At 67.2% G+C, this 19,884-nt stretch carries 21 protein-coding genes; 9 read left to right on the top strand and 12 right to left on the bottom strand.

Annotation, left to right across the window (positions count from 1 at the left end; translation table 11 throughout):
* The 4 genes from DTA22_RS10900 to DTA22_RS10885 form a co-directional block, all read right to left on the bottom strand.
* Positions 1–1,194 (bottom strand): DEAD/DEAH box helicase (locus tag DTA22_RS10900; protein WP_174233787.1); only part of this gene is annotated, 1,194 nt, incomplete at its 3' end.
* 252 nt (positions 1,195–1,446) lie between these two features.
* Positions 1,447–1,860 (bottom strand): molybdenum cofactor biosynthesis protein MoaE, encoded by a 414-nt coding sequence (locus DTA22_RS10895; protein ID WP_112299431.1) that lies wholly within the window; start codon positions 1,858–1,860, stop codon positions 1,447–1,449.
* Positions 1,853–2,827 carry a bifunctional molybdenum cofactor biosynthesis protein MoaC/MoaB gene (moaCB, locus tag DTA22_RS10890; RefSeq protein WP_112299430.1) on the bottom strand — a complete coding sequence of 325 codons (975 nt, stop codon included), beginning with the start codon at positions 2,825–2,827 and terminating at the stop codon, positions 1,853–1,855. Before moaCB ends, DTA22_RS10895 begins: the two co-directional genes overlap by 8 nt.
* Positions 2,824–4,008: a molybdopterin molybdotransferase MoeA gene (locus tag DTA22_RS10885; protein WP_112299429.1), complete on the bottom strand. Its 1,185-nt coding sequence runs from the start codon at positions 4,006–4,008 to the stop codon at positions 2,824–2,826. Before DTA22_RS10885 ends, moaCB begins: the two co-directional genes overlap by 4 nt.
* Before the next feature lie 122 nt (positions 4,009–4,130).
* Here DTA22_RS10885 and moaA point away from each other — a divergent pair, with 122 nt between their 5' ends.
* Positions 4,131–5,186 carry a GTP 3',8-cyclase MoaA gene (gene moaA / locus DTA22_RS10880; protein WP_112299428.1) on the top strand — a complete coding sequence of 352 codons (1,056 nt, stop codon included), beginning with the start codon at positions 4,131–4,133 and terminating at the stop codon, positions 5,184–5,186.
* Entirely contained in the window at positions 5,179–5,436 is a 258-nt protein-coding gene (locus DTA22_RS10875; RefSeq protein WP_037245341.1) for a MoaD/ThiS family protein, read from the top strand. The genes moaA and DTA22_RS10875 overlap by 8 nt, the downstream gene beginning before the upstream one ends.
* Here DTA22_RS10875 and DTA22_RS10870 read toward each other — a convergent pair.
* Both DTA22_RS10870 and nadE read right to left on the bottom strand, forming a co-directional pair.
* Positions 5,433–6,218 (bottom strand): SDR family oxidoreductase, encoded by a 786-nt coding sequence (locus tag DTA22_RS10870; RefSeq protein WP_112299427.1) that lies wholly within the window; start codon positions 6,216–6,218, stop codon positions 5,433–5,435. The two genes, DTA22_RS10875 and DTA22_RS10870, sit on opposite strands and share 4 nt — an antisense overlap.
* 4 nt (positions 6,219–6,222) lie before the next feature.
* A complete protein-coding gene (gene nadE, locus DTA22_RS10865) occupies positions 6,223–7,062 on the bottom strand; it encodes an ammonia-dependent NAD(+) synthetase (RefSeq protein WP_037245345.1) in 840 nt (279 codons plus the stop codon).
* A gap of 50 nt (positions 7,063–7,112) precedes the next feature.
* On the opposite strand from nadE, the gene DTA22_RS10860 reads away from it, so the two are divergent.
* Positions 7,113–7,664, top strand: a complete 552-nt coding sequence (locus DTA22_RS10860; protein WP_112299426.1) for a nucleosidase — start codon at positions 7,113–7,115, stop codon at positions 7,662–7,664.
* Here the strand turns inward: DTA22_RS10860 and DTA22_RS10855 are convergent.
* A complete protein-coding gene (locus tag DTA22_RS10855) occupies positions 7,661–8,431 on the bottom strand; it encodes an META domain-containing protein (protein ID WP_112299425.1) in 771 nt (256 codons plus the stop codon). The two genes, DTA22_RS10860 and DTA22_RS10855, sit on opposite strands and share 4 nt — an antisense overlap.
* 34 nt (positions 8,432–8,465) lie before the next feature.
* Complete coding sequence (locus DTA22_RS10850; RefSeq protein ID WP_112299424.1) at positions 8,466–9,065, bottom strand: TetR/AcrR family transcriptional regulator; 600 nt, start codon at positions 9,063–9,065, stop codon at positions 8,466–8,468.
* A 101-nt stretch (positions 9,066–9,166) separates the two neighbouring features.
* On the opposite strand from DTA22_RS10850, the gene DTA22_RS10845 reads away from it, so the two are divergent.
* Positions 9,167–9,730 (top strand): NAD(P)H-dependent oxidoreductase, encoded by a 564-nt coding sequence (locus tag DTA22_RS10845; protein WP_037245358.1) that lies wholly within the window; start codon positions 9,167–9,169, stop codon positions 9,728–9,730.
* Positions 9,731–9,758: 28 nt separating this feature from the next.
* On the opposite strand, the gene DTA22_RS10840 is transcribed toward DTA22_RS10845, so the two are convergent.
* Positions 9,759–10,592: a siderophore-interacting protein gene (locus tag DTA22_RS10840; protein WP_112299423.1), complete on the bottom strand. Its 834-nt coding sequence runs from the start codon at positions 10,590–10,592 to the stop codon at positions 9,759–9,761.
* 563 nt (positions 10,593–11,155) lie between these two features.
* Here DTA22_RS10840 and DTA22_RS10835 point away from each other — a divergent pair.
* From DTA22_RS10835 to nrdF, 4 genes are all read left to right on the top strand, one after another.
* Positions 11,156–11,389, top strand: a complete 234-nt coding sequence (locus tag DTA22_RS10835) for a redoxin NrdH (RefSeq protein ID WP_005240286.1) — start codon at positions 11,156–11,158, stop codon at positions 11,387–11,389.
* Positions 11,390–11,477: 88 nt separating this feature from the next.
* Complete coding sequence (gene nrdI / locus DTA22_RS10830; protein ID WP_112299422.1) at positions 11,478–11,936, top strand: class Ib ribonucleoside-diphosphate reductase assembly flavoprotein NrdI; 459 nt, start codon at positions 11,478–11,480, stop codon at positions 11,934–11,936.
* Positions 11,894–14,080 carry a class 1b ribonucleoside-diphosphate reductase subunit alpha gene (nrdE, locus tag DTA22_RS10825; RefSeq protein WP_043825778.1) on the top strand — a complete coding sequence of 729 codons (2,187 nt, stop codon included), beginning with the start codon at positions 11,894–11,896 and terminating at the stop codon, positions 14,078–14,080. Before nrdI ends, nrdE begins: the two co-directional genes overlap by 43 nt.
* Positions 14,081–14,145: 65 nt before the next feature.
* On the top strand, positions 14,146–15,111 hold the full coding sequence (gene nrdF / locus DTA22_RS10820) for a class 1b ribonucleoside-diphosphate reductase subunit beta (RefSeq protein ID WP_015890191.1): 966 nt from the start codon (positions 14,146–14,148) through the stop codon (positions 15,109–15,111).
* A gap of 65 nt (positions 15,112–15,176) precedes the next feature.
* Here nrdF and DTA22_RS10815 read toward each other — a convergent pair whose 3' ends face one another.
* Genes DTA22_RS10815 through DTA22_RS10805 form a run of 3 tightly spaced genes read right to left on the bottom strand, consistent with a single transcriptional unit; the run spans position 15,177 to position 17,769 of the window.
* On the bottom strand, positions 15,177–15,650 hold the full coding sequence (locus tag DTA22_RS10815) for an NUDIX hydrolase (RefSeq protein WP_112299421.1): 474 nt from the start codon (positions 15,648–15,650) through the stop codon (positions 15,177–15,179).
* Positions 15,651–15,658: 8 nt separating this feature from the next.
* A complete protein-coding gene (locus tag DTA22_RS10810) occupies positions 15,659–16,726 on the bottom strand; it encodes an iron-siderophore ABC transporter substrate-binding protein (RefSeq protein WP_112299420.1) in 1,068 nt (355 codons plus the stop codon).
* Positions 16,727–16,761: 35 nt separating this feature from the next.
* A complete protein-coding gene (locus DTA22_RS10805) occupies positions 16,762–17,769 on the bottom strand; it encodes an ABC transporter substrate-binding protein (RefSeq protein ID WP_112299419.1) in 1,008 nt (335 codons plus the stop codon).
* Between the two features lie 302 nt (positions 17,770–18,071).
* Between DTA22_RS10805 and ctaD the strand changes: the two genes are divergently transcribed.
* Positions 18,072–19,862, top strand: a complete 1,791-nt coding sequence (gene ctaD / locus DTA22_RS10800) for an aa3-type cytochrome oxidase subunit I (RefSeq protein WP_112299418.1) — start codon at positions 18,072–18,074, stop codon at positions 19,860–19,862.
* The last annotated feature ends 22 nt before the right edge of the window (positions 19,863–19,884 follow it).

Below are 19,884 nucleotides of genomic sequence, written 5' to 3'. Positions count from 1 at the left end.
GTGCGGTGCGATGTCGCCGACCAGGTCGAGCACGTGCGCGGAATCCGCGGTGCTGCGGACGGGGGTCACCTTGATCGCGGCCTTGCGCATGAGGACGGCGAGGTCCTTGCGCTGCTCGGGCAGCACGACCGTCACGACGTCGCCGGCGCTGCCCGCGCGTGCGGTGCGACCGGAACGGTGCAGGTATGCCTTGTGCTCGGCGGGCGGATCGACGTGGACGACCAGCTGCACGTCGTCGACGTGGACGCCGCGCGCTGCGACGTCGGTGGCCACCAGCACGCGTGCCTCACCGGCGGAGAACGACGCCAGGTTGCGGTCACGGGCCGCCTGCGACAGGTTGCCGTGCAGGTCGACCGAGGGGATTCCCGCCTCGGTGAGCTGACGGGCCAGCTTGCGGGCCTGGTGCTTGGTGCGCATGAACAGGATCCGGCGTCCGGTTCCGGAGGCCAGCCGCTCGACCAGCTTGCGCTTGGCTTCGACGCCGTCCACGTCGAACACGTGGTGCGTCATGGCCGCGACGGGCGAGTTCGCCTCGTCGACCGAGTGCAGAACCTCGTTCTTCAGGAACCGCTTCACCAGCTTGTCGACGCCGTTGTCCAGGGTGGCGGAGAACAGCAGCCGCTGTCCCTGCTGGGGGGTCGCGGTGAGGATGCGGGTGACGACGGGCAGGAAGCCGAGGTCGGCCATGTGGTCGGCCTCGTCGAGCACGGTGATCTCGACGGCGTCGAGGCTCACGAACTTCTGCTTCATCAGGTCTTCGAGCCGTCCGGGGCACGCGACGACGATGTCGACGCCGGCCTTGAGGGCGCTCACCTGACGGTTCTGGGAGACACCACCGAAGATCGTGGTGACCCGCAGGTCGTAGGCGGCTGCGAGGGGCTCGAGGGTGGCGGTGATCTGCGTGGCGAGCTCACGGGTGGGGGCCAGGATCAGGCCGACCGGGCGACCCGGGCGGCGCTTTCCGCCCGACAGTTCGCCCGCGAGGCGGGACACCATCGGAATGGAGAAGGCGAGCGTCTTACCGCTGCCCGTCTTTCCCCGGCCGAGCACGTCGCGGCCCGACAGCGTGTCGGGGAGGGTGTCGACCTGGATGGGGAACGGGGAGGTGATCCCCTTGTCGGCGAGTGCTTTCACCAGGGGGTCACGGACACCGAGCGCGGCGAACGTCGTGTCGGGAGTATGTGTGTCAGACAAGTGGTCAGGCCTTTCGGGCACAGGGTTGTGCCCGGAGGGCCGATACGGAAGGTCTCCGTCGGAGCTCGAGCACAGGTTGGCGGCGTTGCCGGTCGGCAAGCTTCTTCGCCGTAAGAAGAGCGGATGCGGTGGTGCACATCCAACAGGATTCGGGTGACCGAACTGAATGCGTTCTACGACGCTGGGTGACCGTCGTGGTCACCTAGTGATGGCCACTGTACCCGGTGGCGGCCCAACGGTCCGACCGAGGAGTCACAGACCCACCCATTCCGAGGCCCCGTCGGCGAACTTCTGCCGCTTCCAGATGGGTACCTCGTGCTTGATCCGCTCGACCAGTTCGGCGCACGCGGCGAATGCCTCGGCACGGTGGGGTGCGGCGACCGCGGCGACCACCGCGAGGTCGCCGACGGTGAGGGATCCGACCCGGTGGATGGCCGCCACGGGAAGTCCGGAAGAGGCCGCGACCTCCTCGCAGACGGTGCGGAGGAAGCGCTCGGCGTCGGGGTGCGACTGGTACTCGAGGGACGAAACGGATTGTCCGCCATCGTGATTGCGGACGACTCCGGTGAACACCACGACGGCGCCGTGCTCGGGCCCGGCCACGGCCGCGTCGACTACGGCGGGATCGAGGGGCTGATCCGAGATCTGGGCGAGGATGTCAGGCATCGTGCGTACCTCCGCCGGCGACCTGGGCGAGAAGGTGGTCGACGAGGGGATCGAGAACGGATAATCCGTCCTTGACGCCACCCGGCGAGCCGGGGAGATTCACGACGACTGTGCCGTTCGCCACACCGGCGAGTCCGCGGCTCAGCGAGGCGTGCGGCGTCACCTCCGTCCCGCGGTTCCGGATGGCGTCGGCCACACCGGGTAGTTCCCGGTCGAGCACCGCACGGGTGGCCTCCGGCGTGGCGTCGGTGGGGGAGACGCCCGTGCCGCCGGTGCTGATGATCAGCGCAGGATTGCCGGACAATGCGTCAGCGAGGCCGGCCGCGATGTCGGCGTCCGCGTAGACCAGCGGACCCCGGGTGGTGAAGCCACGCTCCTCGAGCCATGCCGCGATCACCGGGCCGGTCGTGTCTTCCCGGGTGCCCCTCGCGCCACCGGTGGAGGCGACCAGGACGGCCGCGGATCGCGGTGTCACCGTGAGGGTTCCGGTGCTCTGCTGCTCACGCGTCCAGTGTCCGCGTTTGCCGCCGTCCTTGGTGAGCAGCCGGACGCCGTCCAGTGTCGCGGCGGGGTCGACGGCTTTCACCATGTCGTGCAACGTCAATCCGGCCACCGCCACGGCGGTGAGGGCCTCCATCTCGACGCCGGTGGGGCCCTTCGTCTTCGCGGTGGCCTCGATGGTGATGGCATTCTCGGTGAACCCGAACTCCAGCTTCACCGAGGACAACGCAAGCTGATGGCACAGCGGAATCAGCTCGGACGTCTTCTTCGCCCCCGAGATCCCGGCGATCCTGGCCGTCGCGAGAACGTCCGCCTTCGGCAGATCGTCGGCCCGGACGAGTTCGATCACCCCGGGTGTGGTGACCAATTGCCCCGCGGCCACCGCGATTCGGGTCGTGTCCGCTTTCGCGCTCACGTCGACCATGCGGGCGCGGCCCTCACTGTCGAGGTGCGTCAGGTCGGTCATAGGGGGATCACCTTCACGAGTTGGCCGGCGTCGAGCGCGGTGACGTCGGCGGGAACGTCGAGGAGGACGTCCGCCCATGCCATCGCGGCGACGAGATGGGAACCGGGGCCGGATACGAGTTCGACTCCGGCGTCTGTGCGGCGTGCGCGGAGGAACTGCCGCTTGCCGGGAATGGAGGTGACGGCCGCGGCGAGCGGCAGTTCCTCGGATTCCGTCGGGGGGAGCCCGGCTGCGCGCCGGATCTCGGGACGCGCGAACACCTCGAACGAGACGAGGGTGCTCACCGGGTTCCCGGGAAAGTTGAGGACGGGCGTGCCGTCCACGACGGCGGTGCCCTGCGGGCCGCCCGGTTGCATCGCGACGTGACCGAACTGTGCGCCGAGCGGCGTGAGCGTCTCCTTGACCACCTCGAAGTCGCCCATCGACACCCCGCCGGAGGTGAGGACGAGATCGGCAGTGGTGGTCGCTTCCGCGAGCAGGGTGCGGAACTCGGCCGGGTCGTCGCCGCTGCGGGTGATCGAGACGACCTCGGCGCCGTTGGCCCGGGCGCTCGACGCGAGAGCGATTCCGTTGGAGTCGTATATCTCCCCGGGGTGCAGCGCAGTTCCGGCATCCACCAGTTCGGCCCCCGTGGTGATCACGGCGACGCGGGGACGGGGACGCACCGGGACGCGCTGCAGTCCGACGGCGGCGAGGACGGCGATGTGCCGGGCGGCGAGAACACTGCCCGCGGGCAGCAGGAGCGTGCCCTCGCGGACGTCGCTGCCGCGCTCGCGCACGAATTCGCCCGCCGTGCGCGAGCGTTCGATGCGGACCTGCCCGTCCGTGGCCTCCGTGTCCTCCACCGGGACGACGGCATCGGCACCGTCGGGGATCGGCGCGCCGGTCATGATCCGGTAGGCGGTCCCGGGTGTGTGGGTGGTGGCGCCGGCCGGTCCCGCGGCGATCACACCCAGCACCGGCAGCAGGGCCGGGACCGATGCGACGGATGCGGCGTCGACCGCGTATCCGTCCATCTGCGAATTCCGGAACAACGGCAGGTCGACGGGGGAGTGGACGTCGGCGGCGAGGGCGCGCCCGAGTGCCTCGCCCAGCGGAATCTCCTCGGCCGGCCGCTCGTGGAGCGTCGCGAGGAGTTCGGCGACGTGCTGGGCGTGCTGCTCCACAGAGCGTGCGGTCACGATGTTCCTCCGGCCATGGTCACCAATCCTAGGCACCTCTCCAGCGGAGCGACGCATGCCCCGCGCCGGACAACGGTCACCCCCTCGCGGCATACTGGACAGATGCAGGGAAAGGCAACTCGATGACGGCGGTAGCGATGGGAATCCCGACCGTCCGGCCGTCGGTCTCGCTCGAGGGGAGGCCCGACGTCGACCAGCTGGTCGACCGGTTCGGCCGGGTCGCGCGGGACCTGCGGGTGTCCATCACCGAAAAATGCTCGCTGCGCTGCACGTACTGCATGCCAGAGGAAGGTCTGCCTGCCATTCCCGCGGAGAACCTCCTCACCGCGAACGAGATCGTCCGGCTCGTCGACATCGCCGTCCACCGGCTCGGTGTGCGCGAGGTGCGGTTCACCGGGGGTGAACCGCTGATGCGGGTGGATCTCGAGCAGATGATCGCCGGGTGCGCCGAGCGCGCGCCGGGTGTCCCGCTCGCGATGACCACCAACGCGGTCGGACTCGAGCACCGCGCGGCCGGGCTCGCCCGCGCCGGACTGACGCGGGTCAACGTCTCCCTCGATTCGGTCGATCGTGAGCACTTCGCGAGACTGACGCGGCGCGACCGTCTGCCGTCGGTGATCGCCGGTATCCGCGCCGCCGCCCGCGCCGGACTGGCGCCGCTGAAGATCAATGCGGTGCTGATGCCCGAAACTCTCAGTGGAGCGGCCGATCTCCTGGAGTGGTGCCTGAGCGAGGGCGTCGCGCTGCGGTTCATCGAGGAGATGCCGCTCGACGCCGATCACGAGTGGGCACGCGAGAACATGGTCGCCGCCGACCGGTTGCTGGCCGTCCTCGGCGAGCGGTTCACCCTCACCGAACACGGGAGGGAAGATCCGTCCGCGCCCGCCGAGGAGTGGCTCGTCGACGGTGGACCGGCCACGGTCGGGATCATCGCGTCCGTCACCCGCTCGTTCTGCTCGGACTGCGACCGCACCCGTCTCACGGCGGAGGGAACGGTACGGTCCTGCCTGTTCAGCGACCAGGAGATCGACCTGCGGGCGGCCCTGCGGTCGGGTGCGGGCGACGAGGAGCTGGCGCAGTTGTGGCGCGGCGCGATGTGGAACAAGTGGGCGGGCCACGGAATCAACGCGGACGGCTTCGCACCGCCGCAACGCAGCATGGGAGCAATCGGTGGATGACGTGACGGGCATTTCCGTGCGGTACTTCGCAGCCGCCGCCGACGCGGCGGGCTGCACCAAGGAAACTCTCGACCTCCCGGCCGGCGCGGATCTCGGCCAGGTGAAGGCGCTTCTCCTGGCCAAGTACGGTCCCGACATGCAGCAGGTGCTGTCGGTCTCCGCGTTCCTCGTGGACTCCGAATTGACGCGCGATCTGACCCGCACCGCCGGTGCGCAGGTGGACGTGCTGCCGCCGTTCGCCGGCGGCTAGCGGCCCGCGTTCGCGGAGTCGGCCAGCCACCGGTCGAACGTGATCGTTCCGAACCGATTGTCGGGCACCAGGTTCGATCCGTCCCGAAAGAACCGACCCAACGCGCCGGGAAGGGGCACGTTCACCACGAATCCGTGCGTTCCGGTGGCCTTCTTCCACGCCGTCGTCATATCGCGGGCGGTGCGCACCTCCGGTCCACCGATGGTGATCGGCCCCTCCGGCGCCGGTTCCGCGGCCAGGGCGGCGTCGACCAGCGCGGTCGCGACATCCCTGGTGTCGATGGTCTGGAAACTCGTCTTGGAGAAGGCGGGGATCAACCCGGCCCGGCTCGCGGGCTTCGCGATCATGGGAATGAAGTCGTGGAACTGGGTCGACCGCACTATCGTCGTCGCCATCGCAGCACCCTCGTAGACCCGTTCCTGCTTCCGCTTCGCCTGGTAATAAGGGAACTCGGCCTGGTCGACGTTGACGATGGACAGCAGGACGGCGCGTCCGACGCCCGCACCGTCCGCGGTGGCGAGCAGGTTCTCGGCGCCCTTCTCGAGCACGGCCCGAGTTCCCCGGGTCTTGCCGTCGGTGGTGTCCACCAGGACGTCGACACCGTCGAGTGCCTCGGCGAGGCCGTCACCGGTGACGAGATCACCGTGGAAATGGGCGATCTCGCTGCCCGGCGCACCGCCGTGCCGGGTCAGGACCCGGACGGAGTGACCGCGCGCGAGGAATTCCTTGACCACCTGCCGGCCCGCCGTGCCGGTACCGCCCGCGACCAGCGCCTGGACCATCGGGTCACCGCCACCAGGTGTCGAGCGGGGTCACCGGGACCGTGCGCTTGTGGCGGGTATTCAGGAACATCGTCTCCAGCTTCTGCCCGACGGCGTCCGGCACGTCCTTGCCTTCGAGGTAGTCGTCGATCTGGGCGTACGTGACCCCCAGCGCTTCCTCGTCGGGGAGGGCGGGCCGATCATCCTCCAGATCGGCAGTCGGAACCTTCTTCCACGTGCTCTCGGGTGCGCCGAGTTCGCGCAGGAGCGCGGCGCCCTGACGCTTGGACAACCCGGTCAACGGGGTGACGTCCACGCCGCCGTCGCCGAACTTGGTGAAGAAGCCGGTGATCGCCTCGGCGGCGTGATCGGTGCCGACGACGAGATACCCGAGCTGGCCGGCGATCGAGTACTGGATCACCATCCGTTCGCGGGCCTTGATGTTCCCTCGGACGAAGTCGCGGAGTTCGCCGCCGTCGCCGATGATGTCGCGCAGCGCCTCGGACGACTCCTTCGCGGTGGCGTCCGCGCCGGGCTTCACGTTGACGACCACCGACCGGTCGGGCTTGATGAAGTCGAGGGAGATCTGCGCGTCGGACTCGTCGGCCTGGGTGCCGTAGGGCAGTCGCACGGCGACGAACTCGGCGTCGTGGCCCTCGTCGCGGAGCTCGCTCGCCGCAAGCTGGGCGAGGCGGCCGGTGAGGGTGCTGTCCTGACCGCCGCTGATACCCAGGACGAAACCCTTGGCCGGGGTCGACAGCAGGTAGTCCTTCAGGAACTGAACACGTTTGCGGATCTCGTCAGCCGCATCGATGGTGGGCTGGGCACCGAGTTCCTCGAGGATCTGCGCACGTAGATTCGCCATGCCAGAACTCTAGCGAGTGCCCCTGACGAACGCAGGGTACGGTTCCGCGCATGAGTAGATCGGACGTTCTGGTGGTCAGCGCGACCAAGGCGGAGGCGGTGCACGTCCCGTCCGAGTTCGAGGTCCTGATCACCGGGATCGGAAAGGTGAGCGCCGCCGTCGCCGTGGCGTCCGCACTCGCCGACTACCCGCGAACGGACAAACCGCTCGTCGTCAACATCGGTACCGCCGGCGCGTTGCACGAGCATCACAGCGGCCTGTTCACGCCGTCGACCGTCCTCAACCACGACATCAGTGGCGATGCCATCCGGGCGCTCGGGCACGAGGTGGCCGATCTCCTCGCCCTGCCGGACGGTGACGGTTCCGTGCTCGCGACCGGCGACCTGTTCGTGTCCGACGCCGGCGTACGCGACATACTCGCCCGCAGAGCCGACCTCGTCGACATGGAGGGCTTCGCCGTCGCCTATGCCAGCGCTCGCGGCGGCGCCCGGTGCCGGCTGGTCAAGCACGTCAGCGACACGGCCGACGACTCGGCACTGGACTGGCCCGCCCGGATCGATGCGAGCGCCCGGGAACTCGGGCGCTGGCTCGCGGCTCTCTAGCTCGCCCGCAGTGTCAGCCCGACCCCGTCGCTGTTGACCAGCCGCAGCGAGTCCGAGTGGACGCTGTAGCCCGTCTCCCCGGTCAACGCCGCGAGCACGGCACGCTCGACCTCGGAGACGTCCGGGGGGCACGCCATCCGGGTGGTGGCCCAGGGGCCGAACAGGATCGAACTCTGCTGCACGTCCGCGGTCCCGGTCATGCGGTTGCAGCCGGTGAAGCCGGACGCCGAACCGTCGCCGGCGATCAGCAACTGGGGTGCCGTCCTCTCCAGTGCCGCCGTCGTCGTGACCGCGTCCGGACTGATCAGCGCGGTCACCGTCCACGTGGTCCCGACGACGGGCCGATCCGGCCGGGCGACCTTCTCGTCCGTCAGCGTCACCGACCCGGTGGGGGTGGTGAGGGTGAGTGTGTCGCCGCCGAGGGTCCAGTTCGGTTGCGCATCCAGCAGTGCCGCCACCCAGGCGTCCGCGCCGGCCGCCTCTCCCGGACATGCCATCAGCGTCATCGCGAGTGGTCCCGCCACGACCTTGCCCTCGGACAGGTCGACGTCGGCGCTGCCCTGATTGCACCCGGCCTCGACGGAGAGGCGTCCGGTGTCGGTGAACCCGAGTACGAGCGGCCCACCGCCGGGAATGGGATCGCCCTCGACGGAGGTGGAGACGAAGGTGCGGCCCGACGGATCGGGGGGCGTGGTCTGCTCATCCCCGCCGCAGGCGGTGAGCGAGGCGAATGTCAGGAGGCCGAGAACGGCGGCGGTGGTGCGCATTCCCCGAGGTTAGACACATTGTCCGGATCCGGGATCAACATCGGGTGACGCGCCGGATCAGGTCCTCCCAGGCGGCGCCGAGCCGTTCGACGGACATTCCGAGGTCGCGCAATTCGTGCAGAACGAGCGTCGCCTCGAGGGGGGCGAGGAGGGAACAGGTGAGCAGTTCGTGGTCGCCCTGCACCCCGGCCGCGCGGAGCAGGGACACGACGTGGCGCACGGACACTGCCCGGGCGGGTGCGGCAAACCGGAACTCGAGGGAGTTCTCGGCCGCGCGCTGTACCTCGCCCTGCACCTCGACGATCGCGATGCGGGCGTGCCCGAAGGCGATCAGCCGGTCGATCGGGTCGCCGCCCGGCCCGAGCGGTGGTGGACCGAACATGAAGGACTGCTGGAGTTCCCGTTCGGTGTGGTCGAGGAGTGCGTGCATGAGGCCCGACCGGCTGCCGAACCGGCGGAACACTGTGCCCTTACCCACACCGGCCTTGCAGGCGACCGCGTCCATCGTGACGGCGTCGACGCCGCGCTCCGCGACCAGCAGTGCCGCCGCATCGAGCAGAAGACGCCGATTACGTGCGGCGTCTCCGCGTTCCGGGGGGTCGACCCCGATCTGGGGCAGCAGGGGACTGGTCACGCTTGGCATCCTACCGTGACGGGAACATAAGTGGACCGCGGTCCGTTTAGTTGCTATACATGTTCACGAGTCGCCCTACGCACCATCGAAGGATTATTGACATGTCACAGACCAACGTTCTCGTTCTCGTCGGCAGCCTGCGCGCCGCCTCGGTCAACCGTCAGCTCGCCGAGACCGCGGTCGCCGTGGCGCCCGAGGGTGCCGAGGTGACCGTGTTCGACGGACTCGGAGACGTCCCCTTCTACAACGAGGACATCGACGTCGCCGGTTCCATCCCCGCCGTCGAGGCGCTGCGTGACGCCGCAGGCCGCGCCGACGCGCTCCTGCTCCTCACGCCCGAGTACAACGGCACCATCCCCGCCGTCCTCAAGAACGCCATCGACTGGATCTCCCGGCCGTACGGCACCGGTGCCGTGAAGGACAAGCCCGTCGCCGTCATCAGCGCCTCGCCCAGCGGCAACGGTGCACAGTGGGCGCACGAGGACACCCGCAAGGCTGTTCGCATCGCAGGCGGCAAGGTCCTCGAGGACGTCACCCTCGCCATCGGCGGCACCATCGACAAGTTCGGTGACCGGCACCCGCGCGAGAACGCCGAGGTCGCCCAGCAGGTCGCCGGCGTCGTCGCCAGCCTCGTCGACGCCACGAAGCAGCTCGTCGACGCCTGACGATCCGCTCGCGCGGCACCGTCGTCGGCTACAGCCCGGTCCGATCCAGGGCTGCGTCGACGGCGTCGCGCACCGAGTCGAAGTCTTCACCGGCCGCCAGGGCAGAGTCCCTGGCGGCTTCTATCTGTTCGCGCACCGTCTCGTACCGCGCGACCCACTCCTCCTTGTTGTCGCGCCAATAACCGATGACGTCGTAGCGGTCCGCATGCCAGCCCAGGTCGTGGCGCAACCAGCGCCGCACCACCCGCGACACCTTCGCCTCGCCCGCGAACCACACGTATCCCGGTGCATCCGGCCGCGGCCAGTCGTGGGCCGCGTCGGCGAGCAGACTGGCCCCGGCGCCGTTGCCGCTCCCGTCCAGCCACGTCACGGTCAGCGCGGCCTCGGTGGCGAACTGCTGCCGGTCCTCGTGCGTGGTGACCTCTGCGATCACGTGCGCCCGCGCCGAGCCGGGCAGTTCCTCGACGATCCGGCCGACCGCGGGCAGTGCCGTCATGTCGGCGACGAGGAGTTGCCACGCGGCGTCAGCCGGCGGCGCGTACCACCCCGAGGCGGTCGAGAACCCGAGCGTCTCGCCCGGGCGGGCGTCCGCGGCCCAGTGCGCCGCGGTCCCGCCCGCGTGGACGGCGAAATCGATGTCCATCTCCAGTGCGTCCGGGTCCCAGCGGCGCACGGTGTAGCTGCGCTTCTCCGCGCCGTCCGGTGGGAAGGCGAGGAGCAGGCGCTCGTCCGGCCTCCCGCTGGACGCGAATCGACCGAGATCTCCACCCGCGAGGGTGATCCTCTGCATGTTCGGCGTCACCCGCCTCGTGCGCGCCACGGGCGCCGACCAGTCGAGGTGGTCCAGGGAGTCGTCGGACATGCGCTCAAGGTACCGGGCGGGCCGGCAGCTACCGGTGGGCAAGCGTCGGGCGAGCGTCGTCCGCGACGCCCTTGTGTGCCCGGCCGCGAGCGGTCGGGGAGTGGCGTCTCCGGATGTGGCGAGTACGGCGCCCGAAGGGTGTCACCACGGTCCGGCGGAGTCGTCTCCGGCCGGTCCGGACAGTGCTCTCCCGGGGCCCGCACCGCGGATGCGGGCGTGTCTCCGGAGGTGACGTAAGCTCCCGGAGCCTCCAGTGCACGAGCGCGATGCGAGGGGTGTTCCGCGTCACGCCGAAAATGTGATGTGCGACACGCCGGAGCGAGCACGAAATTTATGGTCGGCGGGATGACGACCTGGGAATTTCATCAATGTGACTCACAACATCTCGGGTTGAGTGTTTCTGTCGGCCACTAGGTGTAGTGTCTTGAGCACTGAGAGACCACAACGAGAACCGACTCGGTGAGCATCTCCATCGGGGGTCACCGCCATCTCGATCCGGGGAAGTCTCAGTGCGCTGAACACACACTTCGTCAGCTCCATTCGGCAGTGGAAAGAGGGACTTCATGAGCATCACCGTCTACACCAAGCCCGCTTGCGTTCAGTGCAATGCCACCTACCGGGCCCTCGACAAGGCGGGTATCGAATACTCCGTCGTCGACATCACCGAAGACCCCGAGGCCCGGGACTACGTCATGGCACTGGGATACCTGCAGGCGCCCGTGATCGTGGCCGGTGACGAGCACTGGTCGGGCTTCCGCCCCGACCGCATCAAGACCCTCTCGGCAAACGCTGCTTGAAGCGAGGCGATCGCACCGCCCGAGGCGGAGATCGATCCGATTCCCGGGCGGCAGTAAACGGTAGTACTACTCCAGATGGTGGAAACCGATGACATCGCTGGTGTACTTCTCCAGCGCCTCGGAGAATACCCATCGCTTCGTTCGGAAGTTGGGTGTCCCGGCCACGCGCATACCGCTGCACGACCGCGCGGGCACGTTCGAGGTCGATGAGCCGTACGTCCTGATCCTGCCCACCTACGGGGGCGGGATCACCGCGACCGGTCGGGACACGAGCTACGTGCCCAAGCAGGTCATCAGATTCCTCAACAACACGCACAATCGCTCCCTCATCCGTGGGGTGATCGCTGCAGGCAATACGAACTTCGGCGAGTCGTATTGCTATGCCGGAAACGTGATTTCGCAGAAGTGCAGGGTTCCGTACTTGTACCGCTTCGAGCTCATGGGTACCGCCGAAGACGTAGTAGCAGTCCTGGACGGGCTCGAACAATTCATGGAGAGTGAACAGTGGCACCGACAATCACAGACACAGCCCCGGCTGGGAGTGTAGAACGCGCTGTGGCACGACCCGACGTCTCCTCGGGAGAACTCGATTACCACGCGTTGAACGCGATGCTGAACCTGTACGGCCCCAACGGCGAGATCCAGTTCGAGAAGGACCGCGAGGCCGCGAACCAGTACTTCCTCCAGCACGTCAACCAGAACACCGTCTTCTTCCACAACCAGGACGAGAAGCTGGACTACCTGGTCAAGGAGAACTACTACGAGCGTGAGGTCCTCGACCAGTACACGCGCAACTTCGTCAAGTCGCTGATCGACCACGCGTACTCGAAGAAGTTCCGGTTCCCCACCTTCCTCGGTGCATTCAAGTACTACACGTCGTACACGCTGAAGACATTCGACGGCAAGCGCTACCTGGAGCGGTTCGAGGACCGCGTCTGCATGGTCGCGCTCACGCTCGCCGCCGGCGACGAGGAACTGGCGACCAAGCTCGTCGACGAGATCATCGCCGGCCGCTTCCAGCCCGCCACCCCCACGTTCCTCAACTCGGGCAAGAAGCAGCGCGGCGAGCCCGTATCCTGCTTCCTGCTCCGCATCGAGGACAACATGGAGTCGATCGGCCGCTCCATCAACTCCGCCTTGCAGCTGTCCAAGCGCGGCGGCGGAGTCGCGTTGCTGCTCAGCAATGTTCGCGAACACGGCGCCCCGATCAAGAAGATCGAGAACCAGAGCTCCGGGGTCATCCCGATCATGAAGCTGCTCGAGGACTCCTTCTCGTACGCTAATCAGCTCGGTGCGCGTCAGGGCGCCGGCGCGGTGTATCTGCATGCGCACCACCCGGACATCTACCGCTTCCTCGACACCAAGCGCGAGAACGCGGACGAGAAGATCCGCATCAAGACGCTGTCGTTGGGCGTCGTCATCCCCGACATCACGTTCGAGCTGGCGAAGAAGAACGAGGACATGTACCTCTTCTCGCCGTACGACGTCGAGCGCATCTACGGGGTGCCCTTCGCGGACATCAACGTCACCGAGAAGTACTACGAGATGGTCGACGACAAGCGGATCCGCAAGTCGAAGATCAAGGCACGCGAGTTCTTCCAGACCGTGGCCGAGCTGCAGTTCGAGTCCGGGTACCCGTACATCATGTACGAGGACACCGTGAACCGTGCCAACCCGATCGCGGGCAAGGTCACCCACTCCAATCTGTGCTCGGAGATCCTCCAGGTTTCCACGCCGTCGGAGTTCAACGACGACCTGTCCTACAGTCATATCGGCAAGGACATCTCCTGCAACCTGGGTTCACTCAACATCGCCAAGACGATGGACTCCCCGGACTTCGCGCAGACCATCGAGACCTCGATCCGCGCGTTGACCGCCGTCGCCGATCAGACCTCCATCGACTCGGTCCCGTCGATCAAGAAGGCGAACGACGAGGGACACGCCATCGGTCTCGGGCAGATGAACCTGCACGGATACCTGGCACGCGAGCGGATCCACTACGGCTCTGACGAGGGCATCGATTTCACGAACATCTACTTCTACACCGTGGTGTTCCACGCGATCCGGGCGTCCAACGAGATCGCCAAGGAGCGCGGCACGTACTTCGCCGGCTTCCCGGAGTCCAAGTACGCCTCGGGTGAGTACTTCGACAAGTACACCGATCAGGTGTGGGAACCGAAGACGGAGCGGGTGCGGCAGCTGTTCGCCGATGCGGGCCTGCACATCCCGACGCAGGACGACTGGCGTGAGCTGAAGGCGTCCGTGCAGCAGCACGGCATTTACAACCAGAACCTGCAGGCGGTGCCGCCGACCGGATCGATCTCGTACATCAACAATTCCACAAGCTCCATTCACCCGGTGGCGTCGAAGATCGAGATCCGCAAGGAAGGCAAGATCGGCCGCGTCTATTACCCGGCGCCCTACTTGACCAACGACAACCTGGAGTACTACCAGGATGCCTACGAGATCGGGTACGAGAAGATCATCGACACCTACGCCGCGGCGACGCAGCACGTCGACCAGGGGCTGTCGCTGACGCTGTTCTTCAAGGACACCGCAACCACCCGCGACATCAACAAGGCGCAGATCTACGCGTGGCGCAAGGGCATCAAGACGCTGTACTACATCCGGCTGCGTCAGATGGCTCTGGAGGGTACCGAGGTCGAAGGTTGCGTCAGCTGCATGCTGTAGCCCGTGAGTACTTGTTAACCGCCGGCGGTTAACAAGTACTCACAGCCGAACGAAGTGAGGAATCAATGGTCAAGCTGGTGAGTCGCGTATCCGCGATCAACTGGAACCGCGTCCAGGACGAGAAGGACGCCGAGGTGTGGGACCGTCTCGTCGGCAACTTCTGGCTGCCCGAAAAAGTGCCCGTGTCCAACGACATCCCGTCGTGGGGGACGCTCACGGCGCAGGAGAAGCAGCTCACGATGCGGGTGTTCACGGGGCTGACGCTCCTCGACACCATTCAGGGCACGGTGGGCGCCGTCAGCCTCATCCCCGACGCCATCACGCCGCACGAAGAGGCGGTGTACACCAACATCGCGTTCATGGAGTCGGTGCACGCGAAGAGCTACAGCTCGATCTTCTCGACGCTGTGCTCCACCCGCGACATCGACGACGCCTTCCGCTGGTCCGAGGAGAACCCGAACCTGCAGCGCAAGGCCGAGATCGTCATGGACTACTACCAGGGCGACGAGCCGCTCAAGCGCAAGGTGGCGTCCACCCTGCTGGAGAGCTTCCTGTTCTACTCGGGCTTCTACCTGCCGATGTACTGGTCGTCGCGGGCGAAGCTCACCAACACCGCCGACCTCATCCGCCTCATCATCCGTGACGAGGCCGTGCACGGGTACTACATCGGCTACAAGTACCAGAAGGGTCTCGAGCAGCTCACCGAGGCCGAGCGCGACGACCTCAAGAACTACACGTTCGAGTTGCTCTTCGAGCTCTACGACAACGAGGTCGACTACACCCAGGACCTCTACGACGAGGTGGGCCTCACCGAGGACGTCAAGAAGTTCCTGCGGTACAACGCCAACAAGGCGCTGATGAACCTCGGCTACGAGGGTCTGTTCCCGAAGGACGAGACGGACGTCAACCCGGCGATCCTGTCGGCGCTCTCACCGAACGCGGACGAGAACCACGACTTCTTCTCCGGCTCGGGCAGCTCCTACGTCATCGGCAAGGCCGTCAACACCGAAGACGAGGACTGGGACTTCTAGTCCTTTCGCCCAATGTCACACCGGTGCAGTTCGACTGCACCGGTGTGACATTGGGCGAACTGCGTTCAGCGGCGGAACCAGGCCTCGGGCTCGTCCTGCAGCGCCTTGTCGAGCCGCAGTCGCGACGACGGGGTGAGGTCCGACGGCAGAGCGTCGGGGGAGAACCAGGCGACGTCGTGGTTCTCGTCGTCCGACACGGCGGCCTCCCCGCCGACGTACCGCGCCAGGAAGCACACGTCGAGATACTGTGCGACGTCGCCGTTGGGGTAGGTGATTGGATCGGTGACGTCGACGCTCGTGATCCGGACCAGTTCCGCGTCCACGCCGGTTTCCTCGCGCACCTCACGCAGCGCCGCGGGTCCGGGTTCCTCCCCGGGCTCGAGGATGCCGGACACGACGGCCCACTTGCCGTTGTCGACGCGCCGGGTCAGCAGCACCCGGCCGTCGGCGTCGCGCACCACGACGCTCACCCCGGACAGCCACAGCGGCGCAGTGCCGACGTGGCCGCGCAGAACGGTGACGAACTCGGGGACGGGCACCGGGCCTCCTAGCCGACGTAACCGTTCAGCGTGTTCCTGAGGTCGGTGAGCATCGCGCGTGCGGCGACGACACCGTTTCCGCCCCACACGTCACCCTCCACGGCGAAGACCCGCTTGTCGGCGGCCGCCTCGAGGTCTTCCCACGCCTCACCGGACATCACGTCCTCCGCGTGCGCGGTGCCCTCCTCGCCGTCCAGGACGGCGTAGATGAGGTCGCCCTCGGCCTGGTCGATGTCGGACTCGGAGATCGGTTCGGTGACTGCGCCGTCGAGGTTCTGATAGGCGGGCCGCCGCACTCCGGCGTCGGTGAGGACCTGGCCGGCAAACGTGGCCGGACCCTCGACCTCGATGCTGTCGGCGTCGAATCGGACGACGGACGCCTGTGTCTGCGCGGCATCGATGTCGACGCCGAGCTGCCTCGCGTCCTGCTGGTATTGCTCGAGCGCGGCCGTCGCCGCGTCGGCCCGGCCCAGGGCGTTGCCGGCGAGGAGGAACTGGGCCTTCCAGTACACGGGGTCGGAGCCGACGAACACGGTGGGCGCGATGGGGGAGAGCGCGCCGTACAGCTGGTCGGACGCCGGACTCGATCCGAGGATCAGGTCCGGGTCCGCCTGCGCGATCTTGTTCAGGTCCGGGGCGTCGACGGATCCGACGCTGGGGATCTCGGAGACGCCCGTGCCGAGGTACCCGGGCTGAGGCGAGTCCCCGTCGACGGTCGCCGCGCCGACGACGTTCTTCCATAGACCGAGTGCGCACACCGCGTCCAGCGCGGCGCTGTCGAGTACCACGATCCGCTGCGGATCGGACGGAACGTCGCTCTCGCCCTTCGTGTGGACCACCCGGTGGGTCGAGCCGGCCGCGAGTGCGGCGTCGACCGGGGCCGGCTCGGCGCAGGCGGTCGTGGTGTCACGCTCGATGCCGACCACGCCCGCTCCGGCGATCTGCGTGGTCGTCCGGACGATGGACGCTGCGGGATCGTCGTCGGACGGTTGAGAGCAGCCGGCGACTGCGAGCACAGCGACGGCGGCGACGAGACCGGTGGACGCGCGGCGGGCGGAAAACCTACGAGGGGACAATTCGGCGACTTCCTGTGTGTGCGGGCGCGTTCAGGTTAGCCGCTGTGCTTGTCCACCCCGAACGTGTCCGACAGGTCGTCGAGGATGAGGTGCGCGCCCTGGATGCTGACCGGCGACATCCAGCGGGCGTCGTCGACGTCGACCTTGCGTCCCTTCAGCGTCTGCCACAGCGGGCTCTCCAGGAACGGCTTCGCCGCTTCGGCGCTCTTGCCCGCCGGGTCCTGCCAGGTGCTGACGAAGATGGCGTCGCCCTCCGCCTCGCTGATCAGCTCGGGGCTGATGGCTTGCATGATGTTGTCCGGATCGGCCGGATCGGGGCCCTGGCTCTGCGGACGAGCGAGCCCGGCGTCCGCGAGGACGATCCCGCTGAACGAGGTGGTGCGGTAGAGGCGTGCCGTGGGCTCGCCCGCGAACCGGACGACCGAGATCACCGGATTCGACGCCGTGTCGTTGATCTCCGCGCCGACGGCGGCGGCCCGCTCCTCGTAGGCGCCGATCTTCTGCTCCGCGAGTTCTTCCTTGCCCAGTGCCTTGCCGACGAGCCGGATGTTGTCCTTCCACGTGGGCCCGGTCGTCTCCGTGAAGATGGTCGGCGCGATCGCGGACAGTTGCTCGTAGTTCTTTCCGTCGCGCACCTCGGCGGAGATGATCAGGTCGGGTTGCAGCGCGGCGATCTGTTCGAGGCTCGCGGTGCTGACCTTGCCCACCGACTCGGCTTCCGCCGCGAACTCGTCCCGCGAGGAGCCGAGGTAGTCGGGCAGGCCGGGTTCGCGGTAGTCGACGTACCCGACGAGTGGCGCCTCGAGGAGGAGGACGGCGTCGGTGAAGCTGTTGTCGAGTGCCACGATGCGCTGCGGTGCGGCCGGGATCTCGGTGCTGCCGCGGAAGTGGTCGACGGTGCGGGGGAACTGCCCGGTCGACGACGTGGTGCCGGACTCGGCGGCGGAGTCGTCGCTGCTGGAGCAGGACGTGATCGAGAAGGTGGCTGCAGCGGCTAGTGCGACCGCGCCGGCGACTACCCGGCGTCGGGAAAGAACGTTCACATGGAGCTCCTGATCGAAGTTAGGTGAGCGAAACCTTAGCACCGGGGTTCCGGCGTGTCGGAGTCTCCGTAGGTCCGTGTCGAGCGGTCGCGTGCGACACGCCGGACCGCGTGACAGTGAGCACTCCCCGGTGGGACAAACCGCAGGTCGCATGAGTCACAATTTGCTCTGAGTCCGGGTAAGTACGACAGTGGGTAGGACCCAGTCGGAGGCCGCTCAGGGCACGGTCTACGATTCGATGAGCGCAAGCCAGAGACCGTTCGCCTCGCAGCCCGGGGACGGACGCGCATTCAGGAGGATCAGTGACTGCCGTAGCGCCCCAGCCAGTCCCCGCGATAGCTGCAGCCAGGCCTTACCCGCCGCGGCAGGGACCCAAGGGCTCGTTCATCTTCAAAATGATTACGACCACCGACCCCAAGGTGCTCGGAATCATGTACTTGACGACCTCGATCGCGTTCTTCCTCATCGGTGGTCTCATGGCCCTGATGATGCGCGCCGAGCTCGCTGTGCCCGGTATGCAGTTCTTGTCGAACGAGCAGTTCAACCAGCTGTTCACGATGCACGGCACGATCATGCTGCTGCTGTACGCGACGCCGATCGTCTTCGGGTTCGCCAACTTCATCCTGCCGCTGCAGATCGGTGCCCCCGACGTGGCGTTCCCGCGACTCAACGCGTTCAGCTACTGGCTGTATCTGTTCGGGGCGCTCATCGCGACCGCCGGGTTCATCACCCCGGGCGGCGCCGCCGACTTCGGCTGGACCGCCTACGCCCCACTCAGCTCCGCAATAAGTTCGCCCGGTATCGGCGCGGACCTGTGGATCGTCGGTCTGCTGGTCTCGGGCCTGGGCACCATCCTGGGCGGTGTCAACATGATCACCACCGTGGTCTGCCTGCGCGCCCCCGGTATGACGATGTTCCGCATGCCGATCTTCACCTGGAACATCTTCATCACCAGCATCCTGATTTTGCTGGCGTTCCCGCTGCTGACCGCGGCACTGCTCGCGCTGCTCGCCGACCGGCAACTCGGCGCCCACATCTTCGACCCGGCCACCGGCGGTGTGATGTTGTGGCAGCACCTGTTCTGGTTCTTCGGACACCCCGAGGTGTACATCATCGCGCTGCCGTTCTTCGGCATCGTCTCGGAGATCTTCCCGGTCTTCTCCCGCAAGCCGATCTTCGGGTACACCGGCCTGATCTACGCGACCCTGGCGATCGCCGCCCTCTCCATCGCGGTGTGGGCGCACCACATGTACGCCACCGGCGCCGTGCTGCTGCCGTACTTCTCGTTCATGACGTTCCTGATCGCCGTCCCGACCGGGGTGAAGATCTTCAACTGGATCGGCACCATCTGGAAGGGCCACCTGACGTTCGAGTCGCCGATGCTGTTCTCGATCGGCTTCCTCGTCACGTTCCTCTTCGGCGGTCTGTCCGGTGTGCTCCTCGCCAGCCCGCCGATCGACTTCCAGGTGACGGACACCTACTTCGTGGTCGCCCACTTCCACTACGTCGTCTTCGGCACCGTCGTGTTCGCCACCTACGCCGGCATCTACTTCTGGTTCCCGAAGATGACCGGCCGCATGATGGACGAGCCCCTGGGCAAGTGGCACTTCTGGACCACGTTCATCGGCTTCCACGGCACCTTCCTCGTCCAGCACTGGCTGGGTAACGAAGGTATGCCCCGCCGCTACGCCGACTACCTGCCCTCGGACGGCTTCACGTTCCTGAACTCGTTCTCCACGATCTTCGCGTTCGTCCTCGGTGCCTCGACGCTGCCGTTCATCTGGAACGTCTTCAAGAGCTACCGGTACGGCGAGGTCGTCACCGTCGATGACCCGTGGGGCTTCGGCAACTCGCTCGAGTGGGCCACCAGCTGCCCGCCGCCGCGGCACAACTTCACCGAGCTGCCGCGCATCCGCTCCGAACGTCCCGCGTTCGAGCTGCACTACCCGCACATGGTCGAGCGGATGAAGGCCGAGGCGCACGTCGGACCGGGCCACGGTGGCAAGCACGCCAGCACCGTGCTCGAGAAGGAACGCCACGAGCCGCTGACCGTCGGCGACGAAGGCGACCCCGGAACCGACACCGGCCGCTGACACCTCAGTTTCGGAAAGGCCC

The organism is Rhodococcus wratislaviensis, from assembly GCF_900455735.1.
GTDB classification, from domain to species: domain Bacteria; phylum Actinomycetota; class Actinomycetes; order Mycobacteriales; family Mycobacteriaceae; genus Rhodococcus_F; species Rhodococcus_F wratislaviensis.
This window is presented reverse-complemented; position numbering and strand designations above follow the sequence as displayed.

Bases quoted from the DNA above. Each gene is read 5' to 3' on its own strand.
- DTA22_RS10895 (WP_112299431.1), bottom strand. From the start codon at position 1,860: ATGCCTGACATCCTCGCCCAGATCTCGGATCAGCCCCTCGATCCCGCC.
- moaCB (WP_112299430.1), bottom strand. From the start codon at position 2,827: ATGACCGACCTGACGCACCTCGACAGTGAGGGCCGCGCCCGCATGGTC.
- moaA (WP_112299428.1), top strand. From the start codon at position 4,131: ATGACGGCGGTAGCGATGGGAATCCCGACCGTCCGGCCGTCGGTCTCG.
- DTA22_RS10870 (WP_112299427.1), bottom strand. From the start codon at position 6,218: ATGGTCCAGGCGCTGGTCGCGGGCGGTACCGGCACGGCGGGCCGGCAG.
- nadE (WP_037245345.1), bottom strand. From the start codon at position 7,062: ATGGCGAATCTACGTGCGCAGATCCTCGAGGAACTCGGTGCCCAGCCC.
- DTA22_RS10860 (WP_112299426.1), top strand. From the start codon at position 7,113: ATGAGTAGATCGGACGTTCTGGTGGTCAGCGCGACCAAGGCGGAGGCG.
- DTA22_RS10855 (WP_112299425.1), bottom strand. From the start codon at position 8,431: ATGCGCACCACCGCCGCCGTTCTCGGCCTCCTGACATTCGCCTCGCTC.
- DTA22_RS10845 (WP_037245358.1), top strand. From the start codon at position 9,167: ATGTCACAGACCAACGTTCTCGTTCTCGTCGGCAGCCTGCGCGCCGCC.
- DTA22_RS10840 (WP_112299423.1), bottom strand. From the start codon at position 10,592: ATGTCCGACGACTCCCTGGACCACCTCGACTGGTCGGCGCCCGTGGCG.
- DTA22_RS10835 (WP_005240286.1), top strand. From the start codon at position 11,156: ATGAGCATCACCGTCTACACCAAGCCCGCTTGCGTTCAGTGCAATGCC.
- nrdI (WP_112299422.1), top strand. From the start codon at position 11,478: ATGACATCGCTGGTGTACTTCTCCAGCGCCTCGGAGAATACCCATCGC.
- nrdF (WP_015890191.1), top strand. From the start codon at position 14,146: ATGGTCAAGCTGGTGAGTCGCGTATCCGCGATCAACTGGAACCGCGTC.